The 17954-nt window shown below is 70.0% G+C and carries 21 protein-coding genes; 9 read left to right on the top strand and 12 right to left on the bottom strand.

What is annotated here, in order from left to right; translation table 11 throughout:
- Positions 1 to 210 precede the first annotated feature (210 nt).
- From dprE2 to RJ05_RS13730, 4 genes are all read left to right on the top strand, one after another.
- Entirely contained in the window at positions 211 to 975 is a 765-nt protein-coding gene (gene dprE2 / locus RJ05_RS13745; RefSeq protein ID WP_036537509.1) for a decaprenylphospho-beta-D-erythro-pentofuranosid-2-ulose 2-reductase, read from the top strand.
- A 235-nt stretch (positions 976 to 1210) separates the two neighbouring features.
- Positions 1211 to 2461, top strand: coding sequence for a bifunctional cobalt-precorrin-7 (C(5))-methyltransferase/cobalt-precorrin-6B (C(15))-methyltransferase (locus tag RJ05_RS13740; RefSeq protein ID WP_051016546.1), 1251 nt, complete (start codon positions 1211 to 1213; stop codon positions 2459 to 2461).
- 108 nt (positions 2462 to 2569) lie between these two features.
- Positions 2570 to 3193, top strand: coding sequence for a DUF8020 domain-containing protein (locus RJ05_RS13735; protein ID WP_036537507.1), 624 nt, complete (start codon positions 2570 to 2572; stop codon positions 3191 to 3193).
- A complete protein-coding gene (locus tag RJ05_RS13730; protein ID WP_036537506.1) occupies positions 3190 to 3939 on the top strand; it encodes a cobalt-precorrin-6A reductase in 750 nt (249 codons plus the stop codon). The genes RJ05_RS13735 and RJ05_RS13730 overlap by 4 nt, the downstream gene beginning before the upstream one ends.
- Before the next feature lie 30 nt (positions 3940 to 3969).
- On the opposite strand, the gene RJ05_RS13725 is transcribed toward RJ05_RS13730, so the two are convergent.
- The 5 genes from RJ05_RS13725 to cobG form a co-directional block, all read right to left on the bottom strand.
- Complete coding sequence (locus RJ05_RS13725; protein WP_036537504.1) at positions 3970 to 4614, bottom strand: dihydrofolate reductase family protein; 645 nt, start codon at positions 4612 to 4614, stop codon at positions 3970 to 3972.
- Positions 4615 to 4803: 189 nt separating this feature from the next.
- Entirely contained in the window at positions 4804 to 5412 is a 609-nt protein-coding gene (locus RJ05_RS13720) for a PadR family transcriptional regulator (RefSeq protein WP_234012204.1), read from the bottom strand.
- 92 nt (positions 5413 to 5504) lie between these two features.
- Positions 5505 to 7199 (bottom strand): precorrin-2 C(20)-methyltransferase, encoded by a 1695-nt coding sequence (locus tag RJ05_RS13715; RefSeq protein WP_036537502.1) that lies wholly within the window; start codon positions 7197 to 7199, stop codon positions 5505 to 5507.
- Positions 7196 to 7831 (bottom strand): precorrin-8X methylmutase, encoded by a 636-nt coding sequence (locus RJ05_RS13710; RefSeq protein ID WP_036537501.1) that lies wholly within the window; start codon positions 7829 to 7831, stop codon positions 7196 to 7198. Before RJ05_RS13710 ends, RJ05_RS13715 begins: the two co-directional genes overlap by 4 nt.
- 172 nt (positions 7832 to 8003) lie before the next feature.
- The gene (cobG, locus tag RJ05_RS13705) at positions 8004 to 9182 is read right to left on the bottom strand and encodes a precorrin-3B synthase (RefSeq protein WP_036537499.1); all 1179 of its coding nucleotides are present in this window, start codon (positions 9180 to 9182) and stop codon (positions 8004 to 8006) included.
- A 203-nt stretch (positions 9183 to 9385) separates the two neighbouring features.
- Between cobG and RJ05_RS13700 the strand changes: the two genes are divergently transcribed.
- Positions 9386 to 9817, top strand: coding sequence for an SRPBCC domain-containing protein (locus RJ05_RS13700; RefSeq protein WP_036537498.1), 432 nt, complete (start codon positions 9386 to 9388; stop codon positions 9815 to 9817).
- Complete coding sequence (locus RJ05_RS13695; protein WP_036537496.1) at positions 9807 to 10139, top strand: ArsR/SmtB family transcription factor; 333 nt, start codon at positions 9807 to 9809, stop codon at positions 10137 to 10139. The genes RJ05_RS13700 and RJ05_RS13695 overlap by 11 nt, the downstream gene beginning before the upstream one ends.
- Positions 10140 to 10263: 124 nt before the next feature.
- Here RJ05_RS13695 and RJ05_RS13690 read toward each other — a convergent pair whose 3' ends face one another.
- Positions 10264 to 11040 (bottom strand): alpha/beta fold hydrolase, encoded by a 777-nt coding sequence (locus RJ05_RS13690; protein ID WP_036537519.1) that lies wholly within the window; start codon positions 11038 to 11040, stop codon positions 10264 to 10266.
- A 129-nt stretch (positions 11041 to 11169) separates the two neighbouring features.
- On the opposite strand from RJ05_RS13690, the gene RJ05_RS13685 reads away from it, so the two are divergent.
- Positions 11170 to 11991: a helix-turn-helix domain-containing protein gene (locus RJ05_RS13685; RefSeq protein WP_228828850.1), complete on the top strand. Its 822-nt coding sequence runs from the start codon at positions 11170 to 11172 to the stop codon at positions 11989 to 11991.
- A gap of 70 nt (positions 11992 to 12061) precedes the next feature.
- Here the strand turns inward: RJ05_RS13685 and RJ05_RS13680 are convergent, their stop codons facing one another.
- Positions 12062 to 13150 (bottom strand): NAD(P)-dependent alcohol dehydrogenase, encoded by a 1089-nt coding sequence (locus RJ05_RS13680; protein WP_036537493.1) that lies wholly within the window; start codon positions 13148 to 13150, stop codon positions 12062 to 12064.
- The gene (locus tag RJ05_RS13675) at positions 13150 to 13611 is read right to left on the bottom strand and encodes a DUF4334 domain-containing protein (protein WP_036537492.1); all 462 of its coding nucleotides are present in this window, start codon (positions 13609 to 13611) and stop codon (positions 13150 to 13152) included. Before RJ05_RS13675 ends, RJ05_RS13680 begins: the two co-directional genes overlap by 1 nt.
- Before the next feature lie 93 nt (positions 13612 to 13704).
- On the opposite strand from RJ05_RS13675, the gene RJ05_RS13670 reads away from it, so the two are divergent.
- Positions 13705 to 14280 (top strand): TetR family transcriptional regulator, encoded by a 576-nt coding sequence (locus RJ05_RS13670; RefSeq protein WP_036537490.1) that lies wholly within the window; start codon positions 13705 to 13707, stop codon positions 14278 to 14280.
- A gap of 61 nt (positions 14281 to 14341) precedes the next feature.
- On the opposite strand, the gene RJ05_RS13665 is transcribed toward RJ05_RS13670, so the two are convergent.
- The 4 genes from RJ05_RS13665 to RJ05_RS13655 are packed head-to-tail and all read right to left on the bottom strand — an operon-like array spanning position 14342 to position 16372.
- Positions 14342 to 14566 carry a DUF1330 domain-containing protein gene (locus RJ05_RS13665; protein ID WP_081597313.1) on the bottom strand — a complete coding sequence of 75 codons (225 nt, stop codon included), beginning with the start codon at positions 14564 to 14566 and terminating at the stop codon, positions 14342 to 14344.
- Positions 14464 to 15471, bottom strand: a complete 1008-nt coding sequence (locus tag RJ05_RS13660) for an MFS transporter (protein WP_255220938.1) — start codon at positions 15469 to 15471, stop codon at positions 14464 to 14466. The genes RJ05_RS13665 and RJ05_RS13660 overlap by 103 nt, the downstream gene beginning before the upstream one ends.
- A gap of 5 nt (positions 15472 to 15476) precedes the next feature.
- Complete coding sequence (locus RJ05_RS32305; RefSeq protein ID WP_255220937.1) at positions 15477 to 15926, bottom strand: MFS transporter; 450 nt, start codon at positions 15924 to 15926, stop codon at positions 15477 to 15479.
- Positions 15923 to 16372 carry a MarR family winged helix-turn-helix transcriptional regulator gene (locus RJ05_RS13655; protein WP_228789023.1) on the bottom strand — a complete coding sequence of 150 codons (450 nt, stop codon included), beginning with the start codon at positions 16370 to 16372 and terminating at the stop codon, positions 15923 to 15925. Before RJ05_RS13655 ends, RJ05_RS32305 begins: the two co-directional genes overlap by 4 nt.
- Positions 16373 to 16541: 169 nt before the next feature.
- Here RJ05_RS13655 and curA point away from each other — a divergent pair, with 169 nt between their 5' ends.
- On the top strand, positions 16542 to 17597 hold the full coding sequence (curA, locus tag RJ05_RS13650) for an NADPH-dependent curcumin/dihydrocurcumin reductase (RefSeq protein WP_051016544.1): 1056 nt from the start codon (positions 16542 to 16544) through the stop codon (positions 17595 to 17597).
- The last annotated feature ends 357 nt before the right edge of the window (positions 17598 to 17954 follow it).

Here is a 17954-nt window from a genome sequence, read left to right as displayed (position 1 = left end):
GTCGTTCGGTCACGAACTCGACAGCGGCTGGGGACAGTTGGACAACAGCACCGATCGCCATGGTTAGACCGTAGCGTGGCTGTCTCGGCCTCCCTGAACCGGCGGCGTCGAGTCACCGGGCGACATCGGAGCCCGTGAAGTTCGCGGTTGCAGACTGCCGGGCACCGGATGACAGGACCGGATGACAGGACCGGATGACAGGATGGGCGCATGGGATGGCGTAGCGGGCGAGAACTCGATGCGGGGACGGTGCTGGTGCTCGGTGGGCGCAGCGAGATCGGGCTCGAAGTGGCGCGGCGGATCGCGCCGAACCGGACGGTAGTGCTCGCCGCGCGCCGCAGCGTTGAGCTGGCCGAACAGGTCGCGGCCGTCGAGGCGGCGGGCGCGGCGACTGTGCACTGCGTCGAATTCGACGCCGACGACACCGCGAGCCATCCCGCGCTGCTGGAGAAGATCGCCGCCGAACACGGACCGCTCGCAGTCGTGGTGGTGGCCTTCGGCATCCTCGGCGATCAAGCCCGCGCCGAACGCGATCCGGCGCACGCGCTGGCGGTGGTGCACACCGACTTCACCGCGCAGGTCAGCGTGCTGACGGTGCTGGCCAACCTGCTGCGCGCCCAGGGCAGCGGTCAGCTCGTGGTGTTCAGCTCCATCGCGGGTGTGCGGGTACGCCGCGCGAACTATGTCTACGGTTCGGCCAAAGCCGGGCTCGACGGATTCGCCAGCGGTCTCGCCGACGCGTTGCACGGCACCGGTGTGCACGTGTTGCTGGTGCGTTCGGGATTTGTCATCGGGCGGATGACCGAGGGGATGGAGCCGGCTCCGTTCTCCAGCACCCCCGGGCAGGTGGCCGAGGCCGTGGTCAAGGGCCTGCGTCGACGGGCCGGACAGATTGCGGTCCCCGGAATCCTGCGACTGGTCTTCATCGCCTTCCGGATGTTGCCGCAGCCGATCTGGCGCAGGATGCCGCGATGAACGTCGACCTGCTCCGCAGCCCTGTCCACGACGGGCCGCGACTGCCGCTCACCGCACACGCCGGGGGTCGGAATGGTCGAGACGGGGCAGATCAGCGCTCGCGGATGCGTGTGGGCGCCCTTCCCCGAAACCTTTGCGCGCGTTGTGATGTTGGGGCACCCGGATTCGTGGGTCCAGGGCTGCGGCCCGGCGTGACAGTACGGGTGCCGCGGTTGCGGGTTCGGTCAGGTCTCGGATGAGCGGCGACGTCGACGTCGTGCGTTGGTCTGGTGCCCCGATCGCCGTGGTCGGCATCGGTGCGGACGGCTGGCGCGGCCTGGGGGCAACGGCGCGTGAGGCGATCGCGGGCTGCGACGTGCTGATGGGTTCGGCGCGCCAGCTCGCATTGGTCCCCGACGACGTCACCGCCGAGCGGATCAGCTGGCCGTCACCGCTGCTGCCCGCACTCGCCGGCCTGCTGCGCGCGCATGCCGATGCCCGGATCTGTGTACTGGCCAGTGGTGATCCGATGTTCTACGGCATCGGCGTCACGCTCGCCAAGCTCTTGGGCGCCGGCGCGCTGCGGGTGATTCCGCAACCGTCGTCGGCGTCGCTGGCCTGCGCCCGGCTGGGCTGGCCGCTCGCCGAGGTCCCCGTGGTTTCGATGGTCGGGCGCGCACCGGCGAATCTGCTGCCCGAACTCACCGATGGGCGCCGCATCCTGGTACTCAGCGCCGACGCCGGCACGCCGGCGATCATCGCGGAATTGCTCCGCCGCAACGGTTTCGGCTCCTCGAGGCTCACGGTGCTCGAGCAGCTCGGTGGCCCGGGCGAGCGCATCGTCACCGGGACAGCCGCGACCTGGGATGCTGCGCGGACCGACCCGCTCAATATCGTTGCGATCGACGCCGTCGCCGACGCCGACCGCCCTCGCGCGACACGACTGCCCGGCCTGCCCGACGTCCTCTACGGCGGCGACACCCAACTCACCAAATCCGAGATCCGCGCCCTCACCCTGACCGCTCTCGCGCCGGCGCCCGGCGAACTGCTCTGGGACGTCGGCGGCGGCTCCGGAAGCATCGCGATCGAGTGGTGCCGCACCCATCCGGCCTGCCGTGCGGTGAGCTTTGAACGGATCGAGCAGCGCAGGCAGCGGATCGCGGACAATGCCGTCGCGCTCGGTGCTCCCGGCGTGCAGGTGCGCGGTGAGGTCCGAGCGGAACTGGCGGCCGCCGACCTGCCCGCGCCCGATGCGATCTTCCTCGGCGGCGGTCTCACCCAAGACGGCGTTTTCGAGACATGCTGGTCACATCTGGGCCAGGGCGGGCGGCTGGTGGCCAATGCGGTGACCGCCGAATCCGAGGCGACGCTGGTGCGCCTGGCCGCCGCGCACGGCGGTGAGCTGCGCAAATTCCAGGTCTACCGGGCCGAGCCGCTCGGTGGGTTCACCGCGTGGCGCCCGCAGCTGCCGGTGGCGCAATGGTCGGTGGTGAAGGGCTCGGCCTGAGCGGCGATCCGGCCGTGCCCATGGGTGAAACAGGGCTGTTCCACGCGGTAGGGTCGGGTCCGAGTTCCGATCGTGATCGGAAACCGAATTTCCTGACCGGGGAGTTACATGAAGTACAAGAAGTTCGCCGCCACCGCGCTGCTCGCGGTCGCCGCCACCGGTGTCAGCGCAGGAACCTCCTACGCCGCTCCGTCGCCCACCCCGCCCGCCGCCCAGGACCAGAGCGCCGCCGTGCCCGCGGTCACCGGTGAAGACCAGGGCGTCGACTACACGCTCGAGCTCGCCGAAGCCGGCAAATCGCTGGTCACCACCGTGACCGGCGGCAAGTTCAGCCTCGACACCGACGACAAGACGGTGACGCTGAAGAACTCCGACGGCGCCGTCGTCACCACGATCCCGCTGACCGCCACCGCCAAGGGGCAGCCGGTCGAGATCGCTGCGACCGTCGATGCCGATGGCAGCAAGCTCACCCTGACCCCGCAGGTCACCCCGACCGCGGCCGCCCCGAGCCAGGCCGAGTTCATCTCGGCGCAGGGCTGGTTCATGGCCGAACTGCAGCGGGCCTCGCTCGGTGCGCTCGTCGGCGGCCTGATCGGTGCGGCGGTCGGCATCCTGTTCTTCGGTGTCGGCATCCTGCCCGGCGCGGTGCTCGGTGCCATCATCGGCCTCGCGGTCGCGGGTGGTCCGGAGCTGCTGAACGCGGGCCTGGCCTACTTCAGCGGCCAGCCCTGAACATCCTGATCCTTGGCGGGACCCGGCAAGCCCGGGAACTGGCCCGTAGCGCTTCCGGCGAGCGAGGATTCGAGATCGTCTCCTCGCTCGCCGGACGCGTTCGCGACCCCCTGCTACCGGCCGGCGAGGTGCGCATCGGCGGCTTCGGCGGACCTGATGGCCTGCGCGAGTTTCTGCTCGGGCAGCGCATCGACGTCGTCGTCGACGCGACCCACCCGTTCGCCGACACCATCACCGGCAATGCGGCGATCGCCTGCCGCGCCGCAGGCATCCCGTTGCTGCGGCTGAGCCGCCCCGGCTGGTCGGCGGGCCCGGGCGACAACTGGATTCGCGTGCCCGACCTGGCTGCCGCCGCCGCGCGGGTCACCGAGCTGGGGGAGCGGATATTCCTCACCATCGGACGCCAAGGCGTCGGCGCCTTCGCCGGCCACAGCGATCGGTGGTTCCTCATCCGCGCCATCGACCCGCCCGATGCGGCGCTGCCCGCGCACCATGAATTACTGCTCGCCCGAGGGCCTTTCACTGTCGAAGCAGAGTCCGAACTCCTGGCCCGGCACCGGATCGACGTGCTCGTCACCAAGGACAGCGGCGGCGCCGATACCGCGGCGAAGCTGACCGCCGCGCGTGCGGCGCGGATCCCGGTGTTGATGGTCGACCGGCCGGCGACTCCTGGGGGCATCGAGGTCGTCGGCACCGTTCCCGATGCGTTGGAGTGGCTGCGCCGTCGCGCCGCGAGTGGCCGTTGACGGGGCACTCCGGTACGTGACGGTACGCGCTCACCGTCGCCAGAAGAAGTGGTGCACCATACCGCTGGGGCTCGCAACCCGCTCCAGGTGAAAACGATCGGTCAGTTCCTCCGGGCCCGACCACAACCGTTCGCCGCGGCCGAGTTCGACGGGCGCGACCGCCACGTGCATCTGGTCGATGAGGTCGGCGTCGAGGAATGCGCGCACCGTGGCCACCCCACCGCCGATCCGGACATCCTTGCCGTCGGCGGCCTCGAATGCGCGGGCGAGGGCCTCGTGCGGTGTCGCGTCGAGAAAATGGAAGGTGGTGTCGGCCAGCGTGAAGGAAGGTCGCGGATGGTGGGTGAGCACGAAAACCGGCGTGCGGAACGGAGGTTCATCGCCCCACCAGCCCTGCCAGTCATAGTTCTCCCACGGGCCACGCTGCGGTCCGAACTTGTTGCGTCCCATGATCTCTGCGCCGATGTTGTTGGCGTAATCGCGGGTGATGTAGTCGTCGAGGCCGTAGCTTCCGCCTGGCTCGGTCCGGTTCACCCAATGCGCGGTGGCCCCCGCCCAGGACATGAAATCCGCCGGGTCGGCATGTCCGAACGGCCGCTCCAGGCTCTGCCCCACCCCCGCGCCGTATCCATCGCTGGAAATGCTGAAGTTCTGTACCCGTACGAACTGTGTCATCGGAGCCCTTTCTGATTGCAATATGCAAGCAGTTAGGAACGTACCCGCACTGATCCCATAGTGCAACCAGTCACGTCCGTGCGTTGCATGCCTGCTGTTCGGACATGATCCGCCGCGCTCTGGTCGCCGCCGGAGTGTATGTCGCACCGGCGTGCGGGATCGCCACGGCCACTGCTGCCGGACGCGTGGCTACTCGTGCGGCCGGGACCCGGTGGCTCCGTCGCCGGATGCCTGGGAAGGCGCGGACGATGCCGCGGTCGCCTCGGCAGGAGTCCGTCCGAGGAGGGTGGGGAGTCGGGCGAACCAGTCGAGGACGGCGCGTTCGTAGGCGATACCGAATTCGAGGGTGGCGCGCTGGTGTGGCCGCATTCCGGCGCAGTCCTCGCGTAGGTAGCCGTCGAGGCGGCGCTGATGCACCTCGCGGCCCGCGGCGATGATGTCGTCGAGGTGGGTGGGGTCGAGGTGCTCGCCGAACGACATCGTCAGCAGCAGCGGCACCCGGATCGTCTCGGTTCCCGGGTCGCGGGCGATCCACTCGCGAAACGCGGCGCGCCCGGCCTCGGTGATCTGATAGGGGGTGCGTTCGCGAGCGCCGGTCTCACCCTTCTCGACCAGGCCGGCGGCGTCCATGGCGGTGAGTTCGCGGTAGACCTGGCTCTGAGTGATGGTCCAGAAGTCGCCGATCCGCTCCTGGGCCAGGTTCACCAGGTCCCAACCGGACATGGGTCCTTCGTGCAGGAAGCCGAGTAGGGAGGCGGCCGTGGAGTTCAACGGCCGCCTGCTCGTGCGGTCGGCCACGCGGTGCTCCCTTCGGTCGACACTCCATAGTGGAATGTGTACGAGTCTACCGGTTCGGGCGAACGCGGCGGTCCGGCGCGCGGGCCGGCGGCTCAGACCTGGTAGCGCCGGGAGGTGTAGACGCGCGGTCCGTCCTCGGTCTCGACCACGGCTGTCGTGGAGGCGCCGATGATGAGCAGGGTCCGCATATCGACCTCGCTCGGCTCGAGATCGCCCAGCGACACCACGCGCACGGTTTCGGTGGGGCCGCCGACGTCGCGGCCGATCACCACCGGTGTCAGCGGTGTTCGATGCTCGAGCAGCAGCTCCCGCATCGCCGCGACCTGCCAGGTGCGCTGGCTCGAGGCCGGGTTGTAGATGGCGATGGCCATATCCGCGGCCGCGGCCGCGGACAGCCTGCGCGCGACCACGTCCCACGGCTTGAGCCGATCCGACAGCGAGATCATGGCGTAGTCGTGGCCCAGCGGGGCGCCCACCCGGCTCGCGACGGCATTGGCGGCGGTCACCCCGGGCAGTACCCGGACGGGCACGCCTTTCCACTGCGGGTCGGCCGATTCCTCCAAGACCGCGGCCGCCATGGCGAAAACCCCCGGATCGCCCGAGGAGACCACCGCGACGCGCGCACCGTTCTTGGCCAGGTCCAATGCCATCGCCGCGCGCTCGGATTCGACACGGTTGTCGCTGGCATGCCTGCGCTGGCCGGGCCGGACCGGCACCCGGTCGACGTAGGTGGTGTAGCCGATGAGGTCGGTCGCCTCGGCGAGGGCTCGCTCGACTTCGGGTGTGGTCCAGACCGTCGCGCCGGGGCCGAGGCCGACCACGACCACGTCACCGGTTTCGGCGGGCCGGTCCACCGGTGTGCACGGATCGAGGGGAGCGCCTTCGGCATCCGGCGTGTTCTCGGCGGGCACGGCGGTGGTGGTTGCAGCCGAACGGCTGTCGAGCGTCCCGTCGCCGGGGGCGGGCCGGATCGCGGCATCGGCCGCGCCGACTCCGACGTCGCCGGCTGGATGCCGTGCGTCCGAACGGTTTTCGGGCGATGCGCTCAGGCGCAAGGGTGTGGTGGGTTCCGGCCCGGGGACGATGGTGATGGCGAAGTAGGGAACCTCGTCATCGGCCACGTCGGCGGCGGGCAGCACCCGCTCACGGCCGGTGCTGGCTCGCTCGACGTAGTAGGCATCGCCCAGTTTGCCCGCCTCCGAGAGTGCCTGCCGCACCGCGGGATAGGTGCGGCCGAGCTTCATGACGGCAGCGGCGTCGGCGTCGCGCAGGCGTTCGGTGAGTTCGTCGACGGGCATGGTGCCGGGCAGCACGGTCAGCACCTGCTCGCCTTCGACCAGTGGGGTGCCCAGCGCCGCCGACGCCGCGCTCACCGAGGTGATGCCGGGGATGATCTCGGCCTCGAACCGGCCGGCCAGGCGGCGGTGCATATGCATGTAGGAGCTGTAGAACAGCGGATCGCCCGCGGCCAGCAGCGCGACGCTGCGGCCGGCGGCCAGGTGATCGGCCAGTCGTTCGGCGGCCTGCTCGTAGAACTCGTCGATGGCGCCCTGATAGCCGCCCGGATGATCGGTGGTCTCGGTCGTCACCGGGTAGACGAGGTGTTCTTCGAGCTGGCCCGGCCGCATGTACGGTTCGGCGATGCCGCGCGAGATGCTGCGGCCGTGCCGTGCGCTATGGAAGGCGATCACGTCGGCCGCGCCGATGATCCGTGCCGCCTTCACCGTCACCAGTTCCGGATCGCCCGGGCCGAGTCCGATTCCCCAGAGTTTGCCGGGTGCGCTCATTCCTGTTCGCTCGCAATCGCATTCAGGGCCGAGGCGGTGATGGCGCTACCGCCGCGCCTGCCACGCACGGTCAGATATTCGACGCCGCCTGCTTCGATCAACGCGTCCTTGGATTCGACGGCGCCGACGAAGCCGACCGGGATGCCGAGCACCGCCGCGGGGCGGGGCGCGCCGGCGTCCAGCATGTCCAGCAGATGGAACAGCGCCGTCGGGGCGTTGCCGATGGCGACCACCGCGCCGTCGAGCCGGTCGCGCCACAGTTCCAGTGCCGCCGCCGACCGCGTGGTGCCCATCCGCTGCGCCAGCTCCGGCACCCGCGGATCGCCCAGCAGACACAGCACCTCGTTATCGGCGGGCAGTCGCTTGCGCGTCACGCCCGAGGCGACCATGGTCGCATCGCACAGGATCGGCGCACCCGCCCGCAACGCGGTCCGCGCCGCGGCAACCACTCCCGGCGTGAACGCTACATCCTGCACCAGATCGACCTGTCCGCATCCGTGGATCATCCGCACCACGACCTGCGCGATATCCGGCGGAAACCCGCTCAGATCCGCCTCGGCCCGGATCGTGGCGAAGGACCGCCGATAGATCTCGGCCGCGTCGGTGAGATAACTGGCACGCACGTCGGACATGGCGCTCAGCCTATGACCCGGGTAATACCCGGTGTCGTCGTGGGTCGACCGGATCAGCTGCCGCTCGGTGTTCGCTCCGTCAGGCCGCGCTGGTGAACGAGATGTCCACCGTGGCATCAAGGGCAGCGGCAATCGCAGACCTCCGGGCCGATGGACGACGGATTGCCGATGGTTATCCGACGGAATACCCGTCGGGACCGGCGGTGACATCGGTGACGGGGCCGGTGGGGCGGCCGCAGTGGCGGTCGCAGCCGGACCAGTGTTGGCGGCCTGCGATGAGGAGCTGGTCGGCGGGGAGGGGGGAGTCGGTGGCGGGGGTGGCGGTGCCGGGTGGGAGGACGCGGCCGGATTCGACGGCGGCGGTGGCGTCGGCGCGGACGTCGGTGTGCGATTTGGCGCAGCCGGGGCGACCGGCGCAGGCGGTGACCTGCAACCACGGGGAGTTCGCATCGAAGATCAGGCCCATCGGAGCCAGGACGCGCACCACCTGTTCGGCGGGCCATTCGTCGAGGTCGGTGAGGACGATCGAGCGCCACGGCGTGATGAACAGCGGTCGTTCGACGGCGGCGAGGAATTCCGCGGTGCGTGCAGGCAAGGAGCCCAGGCGGATGCCCGCGCCGAGGGCGACCAGGTCGTTGTCTTGCGGGAGCCAGCCGATCGGAGGTGGCGGAGCGGTTCCGATGTCCACGCGCGGCGATACCGGCGTCAGGCCCAGCGATTCGACTATGCGGTCGGCGCCGTTGTCGATCTCGTGCAGCCGCCAATGACCGGAGCCGAGGTCGAGGAATCCGTGCGCGGCCGCCAGCAGGACGTCGGCGGTATCGGCGGCCGACACCCGCAGCCCGCTGTCGCGGCCGGCGAGCAGGATGGCGAACTCGTCGGCGCCGACGGCATGCGCGCCGATATCGGGGCCGAGCGCGCTGACGTCACCGCGTCCGTCGTCGAGCGCGAACAGCACCCGTCCGGGCAGGTCCGCGAGCCGCGCCGCCCCGCGCAACCCGGCATCGAGGGTATCGATCAGTGGATGCACATCCGCGAGCCCGCCGATCCGCCCAGACAGCGGCGAGGCGACGATATTGCGCACTCGCTCGTGGGTGTGGCTGGGTAGCAGTCCCGCCGCTTCCAGCCGTTCGGTCAGCTCCCGCGCATCACGCACCTGACGCAACTGCGCATTCCCGCGCGAGGTGAGCTCGATATTGCCATCGCCGAGTTCCTCGGCCGCCGCGGCCAGCGCCTGCACCTGGTGCGGTTCCAGCCGTCCGCCGGGCACACGGACGCGCGCCAGCGGCCCGTCGGCGGCCTCGTGCAGCCGCAGCACGCCTGGGCAGGAATCGGAATCTGTGCGCGCCATGATCGGTCCAGCTTACGGACCTTGCGGCGGGCCCGATCGGGTGTGGTCCGCCCGGCCGGCCGCTCGCGGGGCCCGTGGGCGTATGACGGCGCGACACCGCGGCCGGGCCACCCATCGGGTTGCGGTCGCCCACGAGTATTGACGCAACCAAACGGTTGCCATACTATTGCAACCGTTGAGTTGCTACTGAAAGAGAGTGCATCATGGGATTTCCTGATCGAATCGAGCGGACCGTCGAGCTGGCGCATCCGCCGGAAAAGGTGTGGACGGCGATTACCACGGCAGAGGGGCTCGGCACCTGGTTCGGCAACGAGGCGCGCATCGATCTGCGCCCCGGCGGCGAGGCCTGGCTGCGCTGGGACGAGGGCGGCTCGCAGCAGCTGCGGGTAGAGCGCGTGGAACGCCCGCGCATCTTCGGCTTCACCTGGCAGATCTACGGTCTGCCCGCCGAAGACTCGCGCCGCACCTACGTCGAGTTCACCCTCGAGCCGACGGGTGACGGCACCCGATTGACCGTAGTGGAAACCGGATTCGCGCAGCTCGACGAAGGCGAACACAAGACCGCGCATTCCGGCAACGTCGACGGCTGGGCGAACGAACTCGGCGAACTGGTGACCTATCTCGATGCCGCCTGAGAACGAAGCGATCGCCGAACAGGTCTTCATCGCGCTGGCCGATCCGAGCCGGCGCGCCATCCTGGCGGAGCTGGCCTCGGCCGGCCCCGCCACTGCCACCGACCTGGCCGCCCGCCTGCCGATCACCCGGCAGGCGATCGCGAAACACCTTGCGCTGCTGTCGGATGCGAGCTTGGTCATCGCTGAGCCGGGCGAGCGGCGTCGGGTGCGTTACCGCCTGCATTCGGCGCCCATGCGGGTGGCGCAGCAGTTCCTCGCCGCGCTCGCCCGCGACTGGGACGGGCGGCTCGATGTGTTGCGGGACCACCTCGATCGGGCGTGAGGGCGGTCGGCCCTGCGGGGGGCCGTGCCCGCTCTCGCGGCATCCGTGGCGCATCGTCAACGGCAGGACGTTGCGGGCGAAGAACTACGCGATCGCGGTCACCCGGCGCAACCGCGGCCTGATCTCAGAAGGCCTGGAGCGCGCGGTCGAGTATCAGACGGCTGAGGGCGGCGGGGTCCTCGAGCATCGCGATATGCCCGACCCCGCGAAGGTATTCCACGTCGGCGCCCGGGACCGCCTCGTACTCGCGTGCCGAAGTCGGATCCCACCGAGGGTCGGAATCTCCGAAGATCACCAGGGCCGGCTTGCCCGCGTCGATGAGGCGCTCGGGTACCGACCGCGCGGCCACGTAGTCGGTATTCGCTGCGAGGATCGCGCGGAGAGTTCGATAGGTCATCCTTCGCAGATCGGCAAGAACCTCGTCGGAGATGGTGACCGGTTTCGCCGCTGTCGCGGCGACTGCCCGGCGGATCATCGAGTCGGTCCGGATCGCCCAGACCAGCGGGCCGAAGGGTGGTGCGGAGAGCAACCGGACGATCGCCGGCTCGGGAAGAAGCGCCGAAAGACTCGGGCCCGCGCTGACCAGAATCAGTTCGCCGACGAGGTCCGGCCGCCGCTCGACCAGGGCGGTGGCGACGTACCCGCCGCTGGAATGACCGACCACCGCCGTCCGCCGCACACCGAGTTCGTCCAGCACCGCCGCCGTCCGATCCGCTTGTTGCGCAACGTCATACGTCGCCGCCGGCGCGGACCGGCCGCATCCGGGTAGGTCGATTCTGATGACTCGGCACGCGGTGGCCAACGACGGCACCGCCGGTGCCCATGTCGAGCCGGTCGCGCCGGAACCATGAATGAGCAGGACCGGCGGTGCCTCGGGGTTTCCGTCGACTAGTACACGCACGCCGTGAATCGTTGTGTCTGCCCGCGTCCGGGTGGAGATCGGTTCGTTCATGCCGACAGCATCGCGGCCGGACCACCCCGCCGTATTGAACGAATGTCACCCGATCGCGCTCCGGCTAGCCTGGCAACCATGACTGCAACGGCCGGAGTGGACTGGAGCCGGGTCGATGTCGCCGTTCCCGCGCGCCCGCCCGCACCGGGAGTTCGGATGGCGGGTTTCCGATACCGTGACGTCGCTGCCGTCGATCTGACGATGATCCCGCATCCGCTGGTCACACTCCTGATCGATCTCGGCGAGCACGGCATCGTGTACGACGTGCTCGGGCGGCCGGTCACGGGGAGTGTGATCGTGGGCCTGCACGGCGGCGCCGTGCGCATGGCCGGTGCCGGATCCGGCGATGTCCTCCAGATCCGCTTGTCGCCGGTCGTCGCGGCAGCGGTCCTCGGCGATACCGACGTCATCGGCGGTGCCGTGACACCGCTGCCGGAACTGTGGGGCGACAGTGCCGAGTTGACCGAGCGACTCCGTGCGACGCCCTCGTGGGACGACCGCTTCGCTCTCGCCCTCGTGTTCCTTCGCAACCGGGTACACCGGAAGTTCGGGCCGGCACCCGAAATCGTCTACACCTGGAACCAAGCCGTGCGCTCCAGAGGGCTGGCCCGCATCCAGGATGTCGCGGCCGAGACCGGCTGGTCCCGGCAGCGCTTGTGGTCGGGTTTCCGTGCCCATTTCGGGGTGACACCCAAGCACGCGACCGAACTCGTCCGCTTCGACCATGCCGCCCATCTCCTGGCAGCGGGGCGTCCGCCGGCGGAAGCCGCGGTCGAGGCCGGTTATGCCGATCAATCCCATCTGCACCGTCGAACCAAGGCGATCACGGCCATGACTCCGGCCGGCGTGGCGCAGGCCCCGTGGCTCGCGATCGACGACGTCGCGTGGCCGACGACGTGACCGCCGCGTCGGGCCGCGGCGACGGACCTATCGCCAGGTGGGGCGTCCACCGATGGTGGCCCGCAGCGCCTCACCACGTGAGCACCGGCTTGACGACGCGGCCGGCACGTTGATCCGCCAGCGCGCGATCGATCTCGGTGTGCGGGTAGCGGGTGATCAGCCGCTCCGCGGGCAACAGCCCGCGCGAGTGCAGGTCCAGCAGCCGCGGGATGAATTCGCCCGGTACCGCGTCGCCCTCCAGACAGCCGCGAATCGTCTTGCCGTACAACACGACATCGCTGACGTCGATCGGCGGCGTACCCGAACCCAGTCCGACGGCCACCACTGTCGCGCCTGTTGCGAGGGCGGCGACGGCATCGCCGAGGACGCTCGCGCTGCCGGTGGTGTCGAGCGCGTGGGTCGCACCGCCATCGGTCAGCTCACGGATCACCGGGGTGGTGGGGGATTCGGCCGGGTCGACGGCGTCATCGGCGCCCAGCTCGCGGGCCAGCTCGCGCCGGGCTCCGGAGGTCTCGACGACGGCGACGCGAACGTCGGGCATCGTCCGTGCGGCGAGCAGCGCGGCCATGCCGACCGCACCCGCACCGTAGATGGTCAGCCAGGAGCCCGGCTCCGGACGTAATACGTTGAGCACCGCGCCCATACCGGTTTGGAATCCGCATCCGAACGGGGCCGCTAGGGCGAGGTCGATCGCGGAATCGATGACGACGGTGTTGTCCTCGGTGGCGAGCGCGTAGCCGGCGAAGCTCGACTGGCCGAAGAATCCGTCCAGCACCGGCACGCCGTCGGCGGTCACCCGCGGCTGGTCGTGAGCACGTCGCCCGAACTGGTTCAACGCGTTCGCGCGGCGGCAGTACGCGGGACGTCCGGCGCGGCAGTTCGCGCACCCACCGCAGTGCCGGAACGTCAGCACGACATGATCGCCCGGTCGCACCGCACGCACGCCCGGCCCGACCGCCTCGACCACACCCGCACCTTCATGGCCCAGCAGCACCGGCCGGTCGACGGCACCGGCCCGCCGGCTCACCAGATCGGTATGGCAGACACCGGCCGCAGCGATGCGCACCAGGATCTCACCGGCGCGCGGTTGGTCGATATCGACTGTCTCGACCGTGAATCCCGCGCGCGGATCACGGGACAGGACAGCGCTCGTGCGCATCAGGACACCCGCTCCAGCAGGAAGTAGAAGTGCTCACCGCGCGAGAGCACCAGTTCGGTCCGCCCGTTCATGATGCCCATCAGGGTGGTGTCGTCGAGCCATTTGAAATGGTCGAACACCGCGCGGCCGTCGTAGACCATCGTCGCGGTGACCTCGCCGCGGAATTCGATATTCCACAGCGTCGCTTCGCCTTGTCCGAGTTCGACATTCGAGAACAAGGTGCCGTCCTCGGCCCGGCAGATCAGCGGTTTCGCGTCGTCGAGCGCCAGGAACGTCTTGCCGTACCAGCGGCTGGCCGGCAGCGCGCGGCACAGCGGGTGGCCGGTCTGGAACGCTGCGCCGCGCCATTCACCGAGGATGTCCTCGGCGCGCGCGGGCCGCAGCCTGCCCCACAATTCGTCCAGTTCGGCGACCGACACCCCGTCGGTCTGATCCCTGAGTTCCTGCCATCGTGCGGCCATCGCGTCCTCGTCTCGCCGAGCTTCCAGAACCGTTTGGTTCGTGAAACGACCATAGTTCCGAACCAAATGGTTCGGCAAGCTACGATTCGTGGCATGCGTGCGGCAGGTGAGGCGACCCGGGAGCGGATTCTCGCCGCGGCCAAGGCCGAGTTCGCCCAATACGGCATCGCCGGCGCCCGGATCAACCGCATCGCCACCGCGGCGCGTGCGAGCAAAGACCGCCTCTACGCCTACTTCCCCGGAAAACGCGAACTCTACGTCGCCGTCACCGAACGCTGGACGGCCGAAACCACCGCCGAAACCGCGCTGCGTGCCGACGATGTGCCCGGGTATGTGGGGCGGCTGTTCGACCATTTCGTCGCCAATCCCGACAACGCCCGCTTGCAGGCGTGGTCGGAACTCGAGCCCGCCGACAACGATGTCGCCGCCGAGGTGGTGCGCGGCACCATCGACTCGAAACTCGCCGAACTGCGTCGCGGTCAGCAGGAGGGCCTGATCACCGCCGACATCCCGGCGCCGGCACTACTGCGCATGCTCACCGATCTGGCTCGCACCAGTGCCATGCACGCGGCTTTCGTGGAGCGGCGCGTCGGCGGCGAGCGGCTGCTCGCGCAACGCGCGGCCACCGTGCTCGCCGCCCAGCGCCTCGTCGCGCCGCAGCGGCAGTGACCGCCGGCATCGGCTCATCGCAGCGGCGGCCTGGGTCCCGCCGACGCGAAACGGGCGCCGGTCAGTCGACGCCCTCGACGATGCGGAAGTCGCGTTCGAAGCCCTCGGGGAGTTCGGCCAGCGCCTCCTGGTAGGCCGCGCTCGCGCGTGTGGCGACCGCCTGGTCGAAGCTGTCGAACTCGATCAGGACGACGCGCTCGGCGATTCCGGCTTCGTGTGCCTCGACCCGGCCGCCGATGCCGGCGAGCAATCGCCCGCCGCCGGCCGCGACGGCTCGGCCGGCCAGTCTGTTGTAGGCATCAAGCCTTTCGGGGTCCTCGATTCGGGGAAGAGGTGCCCGGGGCGGGTGCCCGCGGCGAGGGTCAGGCCGCCGATGGCGCTGCCGAGGGCGTACCCGACGCTGCGGACGACGTAGTTGAAGCTCATGGCGCTCGACGTCTCGCTCGTGGGGGTGACGGCCAGGATGGCTCCGGGCATCGCGGCCGAGAAGCCGCCGACGCCGAGGCCGAGCACGCCCATGGCCGTGAACAGTTCGGCCAGGTTCGACCGGGCCGCCGCGAACAGGGCGAAGCCGCCGCCGACCACGATCGCGCTGCCGGCCAGCAGCCAGGGGTCGGCGATCCGCGTCCGGACCCGCGGGGTGAGCTTGCCTGCGACGAATCCCAGTACCGAGAACGGGAGGAGGACCAACCCGGCGACGAAGGTCGTCAGCCCGAAGCCGTAGCCGGCGCCGTCCGGCGTCTGGGCGTACCGGGTGATGAGCGTGAGTAGCAGGTACATGCCGATCCCGCCGACGAACATGGCGAGGTTCGCCCCGGCGACCGCTGGGTGCCGCGCCGCCCGCACATCGATCAGCGGGGTGGCGCTGCGCAGTTCGATGACGGCCCAGGCCCAGAGCAGCGCCGCCGCCAGGACGGCGAGGCCCGCCGCCACGACGAGGTGCCGGCTCCACAGATTCCGTTCGCCGGCGAGTAACAGCACCAGCAGCAGTGCCGCGGCCAGGACGACCGCGCCTGCCACGTCCACGCGGGCGGAGCGGCCGCCCGGGGCTTCGGGTATGGAGCGCCACGCGGTCAGCAGGGCGGCGGCCGTGACGACCAGTCCGAGGCCGTAGGCGGCCCGTACCCCGCCGAGGTCGGTGAGCAACGCGGCCAGCGGGTAGCCGACGCCGATCCCGATGATCGACACCACCGAGATCAGGGCGTCACGGCCGCGCTGCGCTCCTCGGGCAGGTGGTCCCTTGCCACGCCCATCATCAGCGCGGTCAGCCCGAGTCCGATGCCCTGGGCCGCCCGGCCGGCCAGCAGCCACGCGAACGGCAGCGGCAGCACGGTGAGCGCGCTGCCGGCGACGACAACCGCCAGCGTGGCCAGGATTGTGGCCCGCCGGTGCGGGCCGGCTCCGAGCCGGCCGAGGACCGGTGCGGCGACGGCGCCGCTGAGCAGCGTGACGGTCAGCGTCCACTGCGCGCTGCCGAGCGAGATATCGAATGTGGACGCCACGCTGGTGATGAGCGGCGCACCGAGGCTGCCGACCGCAGCCACGACCAGAGCGATGAACACGAGGGCGGGGACCAGCAATCGCGCTTCGGGGCGCCCCGCTGGTGACGCCTTCGCCGCGACCTCGCCGACCGGCTGCGCGGTCACTGCTTCGGCCCTTCGCGGTCCTGGCTTTCGAGCTCTGCCACACGCTTCAGCGCCGGAAGCGCCGCTATCAGCGCCTCGACCTCGTCGCCGGTGAGCTCGCCGATCAACCGTTCGAACGCGTGGACGCCTGCGCGCCGCCGCGTCCGGACATAGGAGGCGCCTGCCTCGGTCAGGCAGACCAGCGTGACCCGCTTGTCGGACGCATCGCCTCGCCGCTCGACCAGGCCGGACTCCTCCATCACCCGGACCAGGGCGGTCATCGCGGGCTGGGTGACGCCCTCGGACGCGGCGAGATCGGTGATGCGCCGCGGTCCGGTCCGATCCAGGGTGGCCAGAGTCGCGGCGGACGTCAGGCTCATGTCCCGAGGGCGGCGTCGCACCGCCCTGGTGGCGATGTTGTAGAGGGCTGCCCCGATCGCGGCGGGTGCGGTGTCGGGACGATCCATGCCAGAAGCATAACTTATTTATATTTATTCTCTATGGAAATTCCCGGACGAAGGGAGCGCTTCCCGTCCCGGTGACTCGTCTCGATATCGCGCCCGTCATTCCTGGCCGCGAGGAGGATGATTGGCGCGCTCACGCGGGGCGGCGGACCTGCCGTCGACGAACAGGCGCATGATCGAAGACAGCCGACCCACAGGAGGAACCGTGTCCGTCGAGACCACTCGTATCGTGCTGGCGTCCCGTCCGGTCGGTGCGCCGCAGCCGGAGAACTTTCGCACCGAGACCGTCGCATTGCCCGAGCCCGGCGACGGGCAGGCGCTGCTGGAGACGCTGTATCTGTCGCTGGATCCCTATATGCGGGGGCGAATGAGTGACGCGCCGTCGTATGCGCCGCCGGTGGCGATCGGCGCGACGATGGTCGGCGCCACGGTGTCGCGGGTGCTGGAATCACGTGACAGCGCGGTGCGGCCGGGCGATATCGTGCTCGGATACGGCGGCTGGCAGACGCATTCGCTGGAATCGGCGGCCTATCTGCGCAAGCTCGATCCGGACAAGGCGCCGGTGACCACTGCCCTCGGCGTACTCGGGATGCCTGGGTTCACCGCCTACTCGGGATTGCGCAATATCGGTAAGCCGCAGGCGGGGGAGACCGTGGTCGTGGCGGCCGCGACCGGGCCGGTGGGGTCGGCGGTCGGGCAGATCGCGAAACTGGAGGGCGCGCGCACCGTTGGCATCGCGGGCGGCCCGGAGAAGGTGCGGCTGCTGACCGAGAAGTTCGGCTTCGACGCCGCCATCGACCATCGCGCCGACGACTTCGCCGAACAGCTGGCTGCCGCCACACCGGACGGGATCGACGTCTATTTCGAAAACGTCGGCGGCGCGGTCCTGGACGCGGTGCTGCCGCGTCTCAACAGCTTCGCCCGCATCCCGGTCTGCGGGCTCGCCGCCGCCTACAACGCGACCGAGCTGCCGCCCGGCCCCGACCGGCTCGGCCTGCTGATGGGCCTCATCCTGCGCAAGAGCCTGACCGTGCGCGGCTTCATCCAGACCGAATTCGCGCCGACTCAGATGGACGACTTCCTCCACCAGGCCACCACGTGGGTCGCCGACGGTCGCCTCGCTTACCTGGAGGACATCGTGGACGGCCTCGACCAGGTGGTGCCGGCGTTCCAGGGTCTGCTGGTCGGTAAGAACATGGGGAAGCTGCTCGTGCGCGTCAGCAGATGACGGTGGGGCGGTCCATCCGCCACGACACCGGCCGCAACCGCATGGCTGATCGCCTCCAGGTAGGCGGCCGCGTCGACCGCCTACATCGGCGACCTTCCGCGCCGAATGTCGAATCCCGGAGACACCGAGTGCACCTACTCCTGACGATGGATCACCTCGGACATGGCGGCGGCTACCACTGAGTGCGCGACAGATCCCGTCGCAGCAGCGCGGCGGCCGCGCTCCGGGCGGCAATGAGGCCGCGCCGTCCGGGCCGATCGCCGCGCGGTAGCATCCGGGGGCTCGGCGGGCGATGAGGAAACCGGTGAAATTCCGGTGCGGTCGCGCCACTGTGAACAGCCAGACCCTCTCCGGCGA

This window comes from Nocardia cyriacigeorgica NBRC 100375, assembly GCF_000308555.1.
Lineage (GTDB): Bacteria > Actinomycetota > Actinomycetes > Mycobacteriales > Mycobacteriaceae > Nocardia > Nocardia cyriacigeorgica.
Note: the sequence above shows the minus strand (reverse complement) of the source record. Positions and strands in the feature narration are given on the sequence as shown.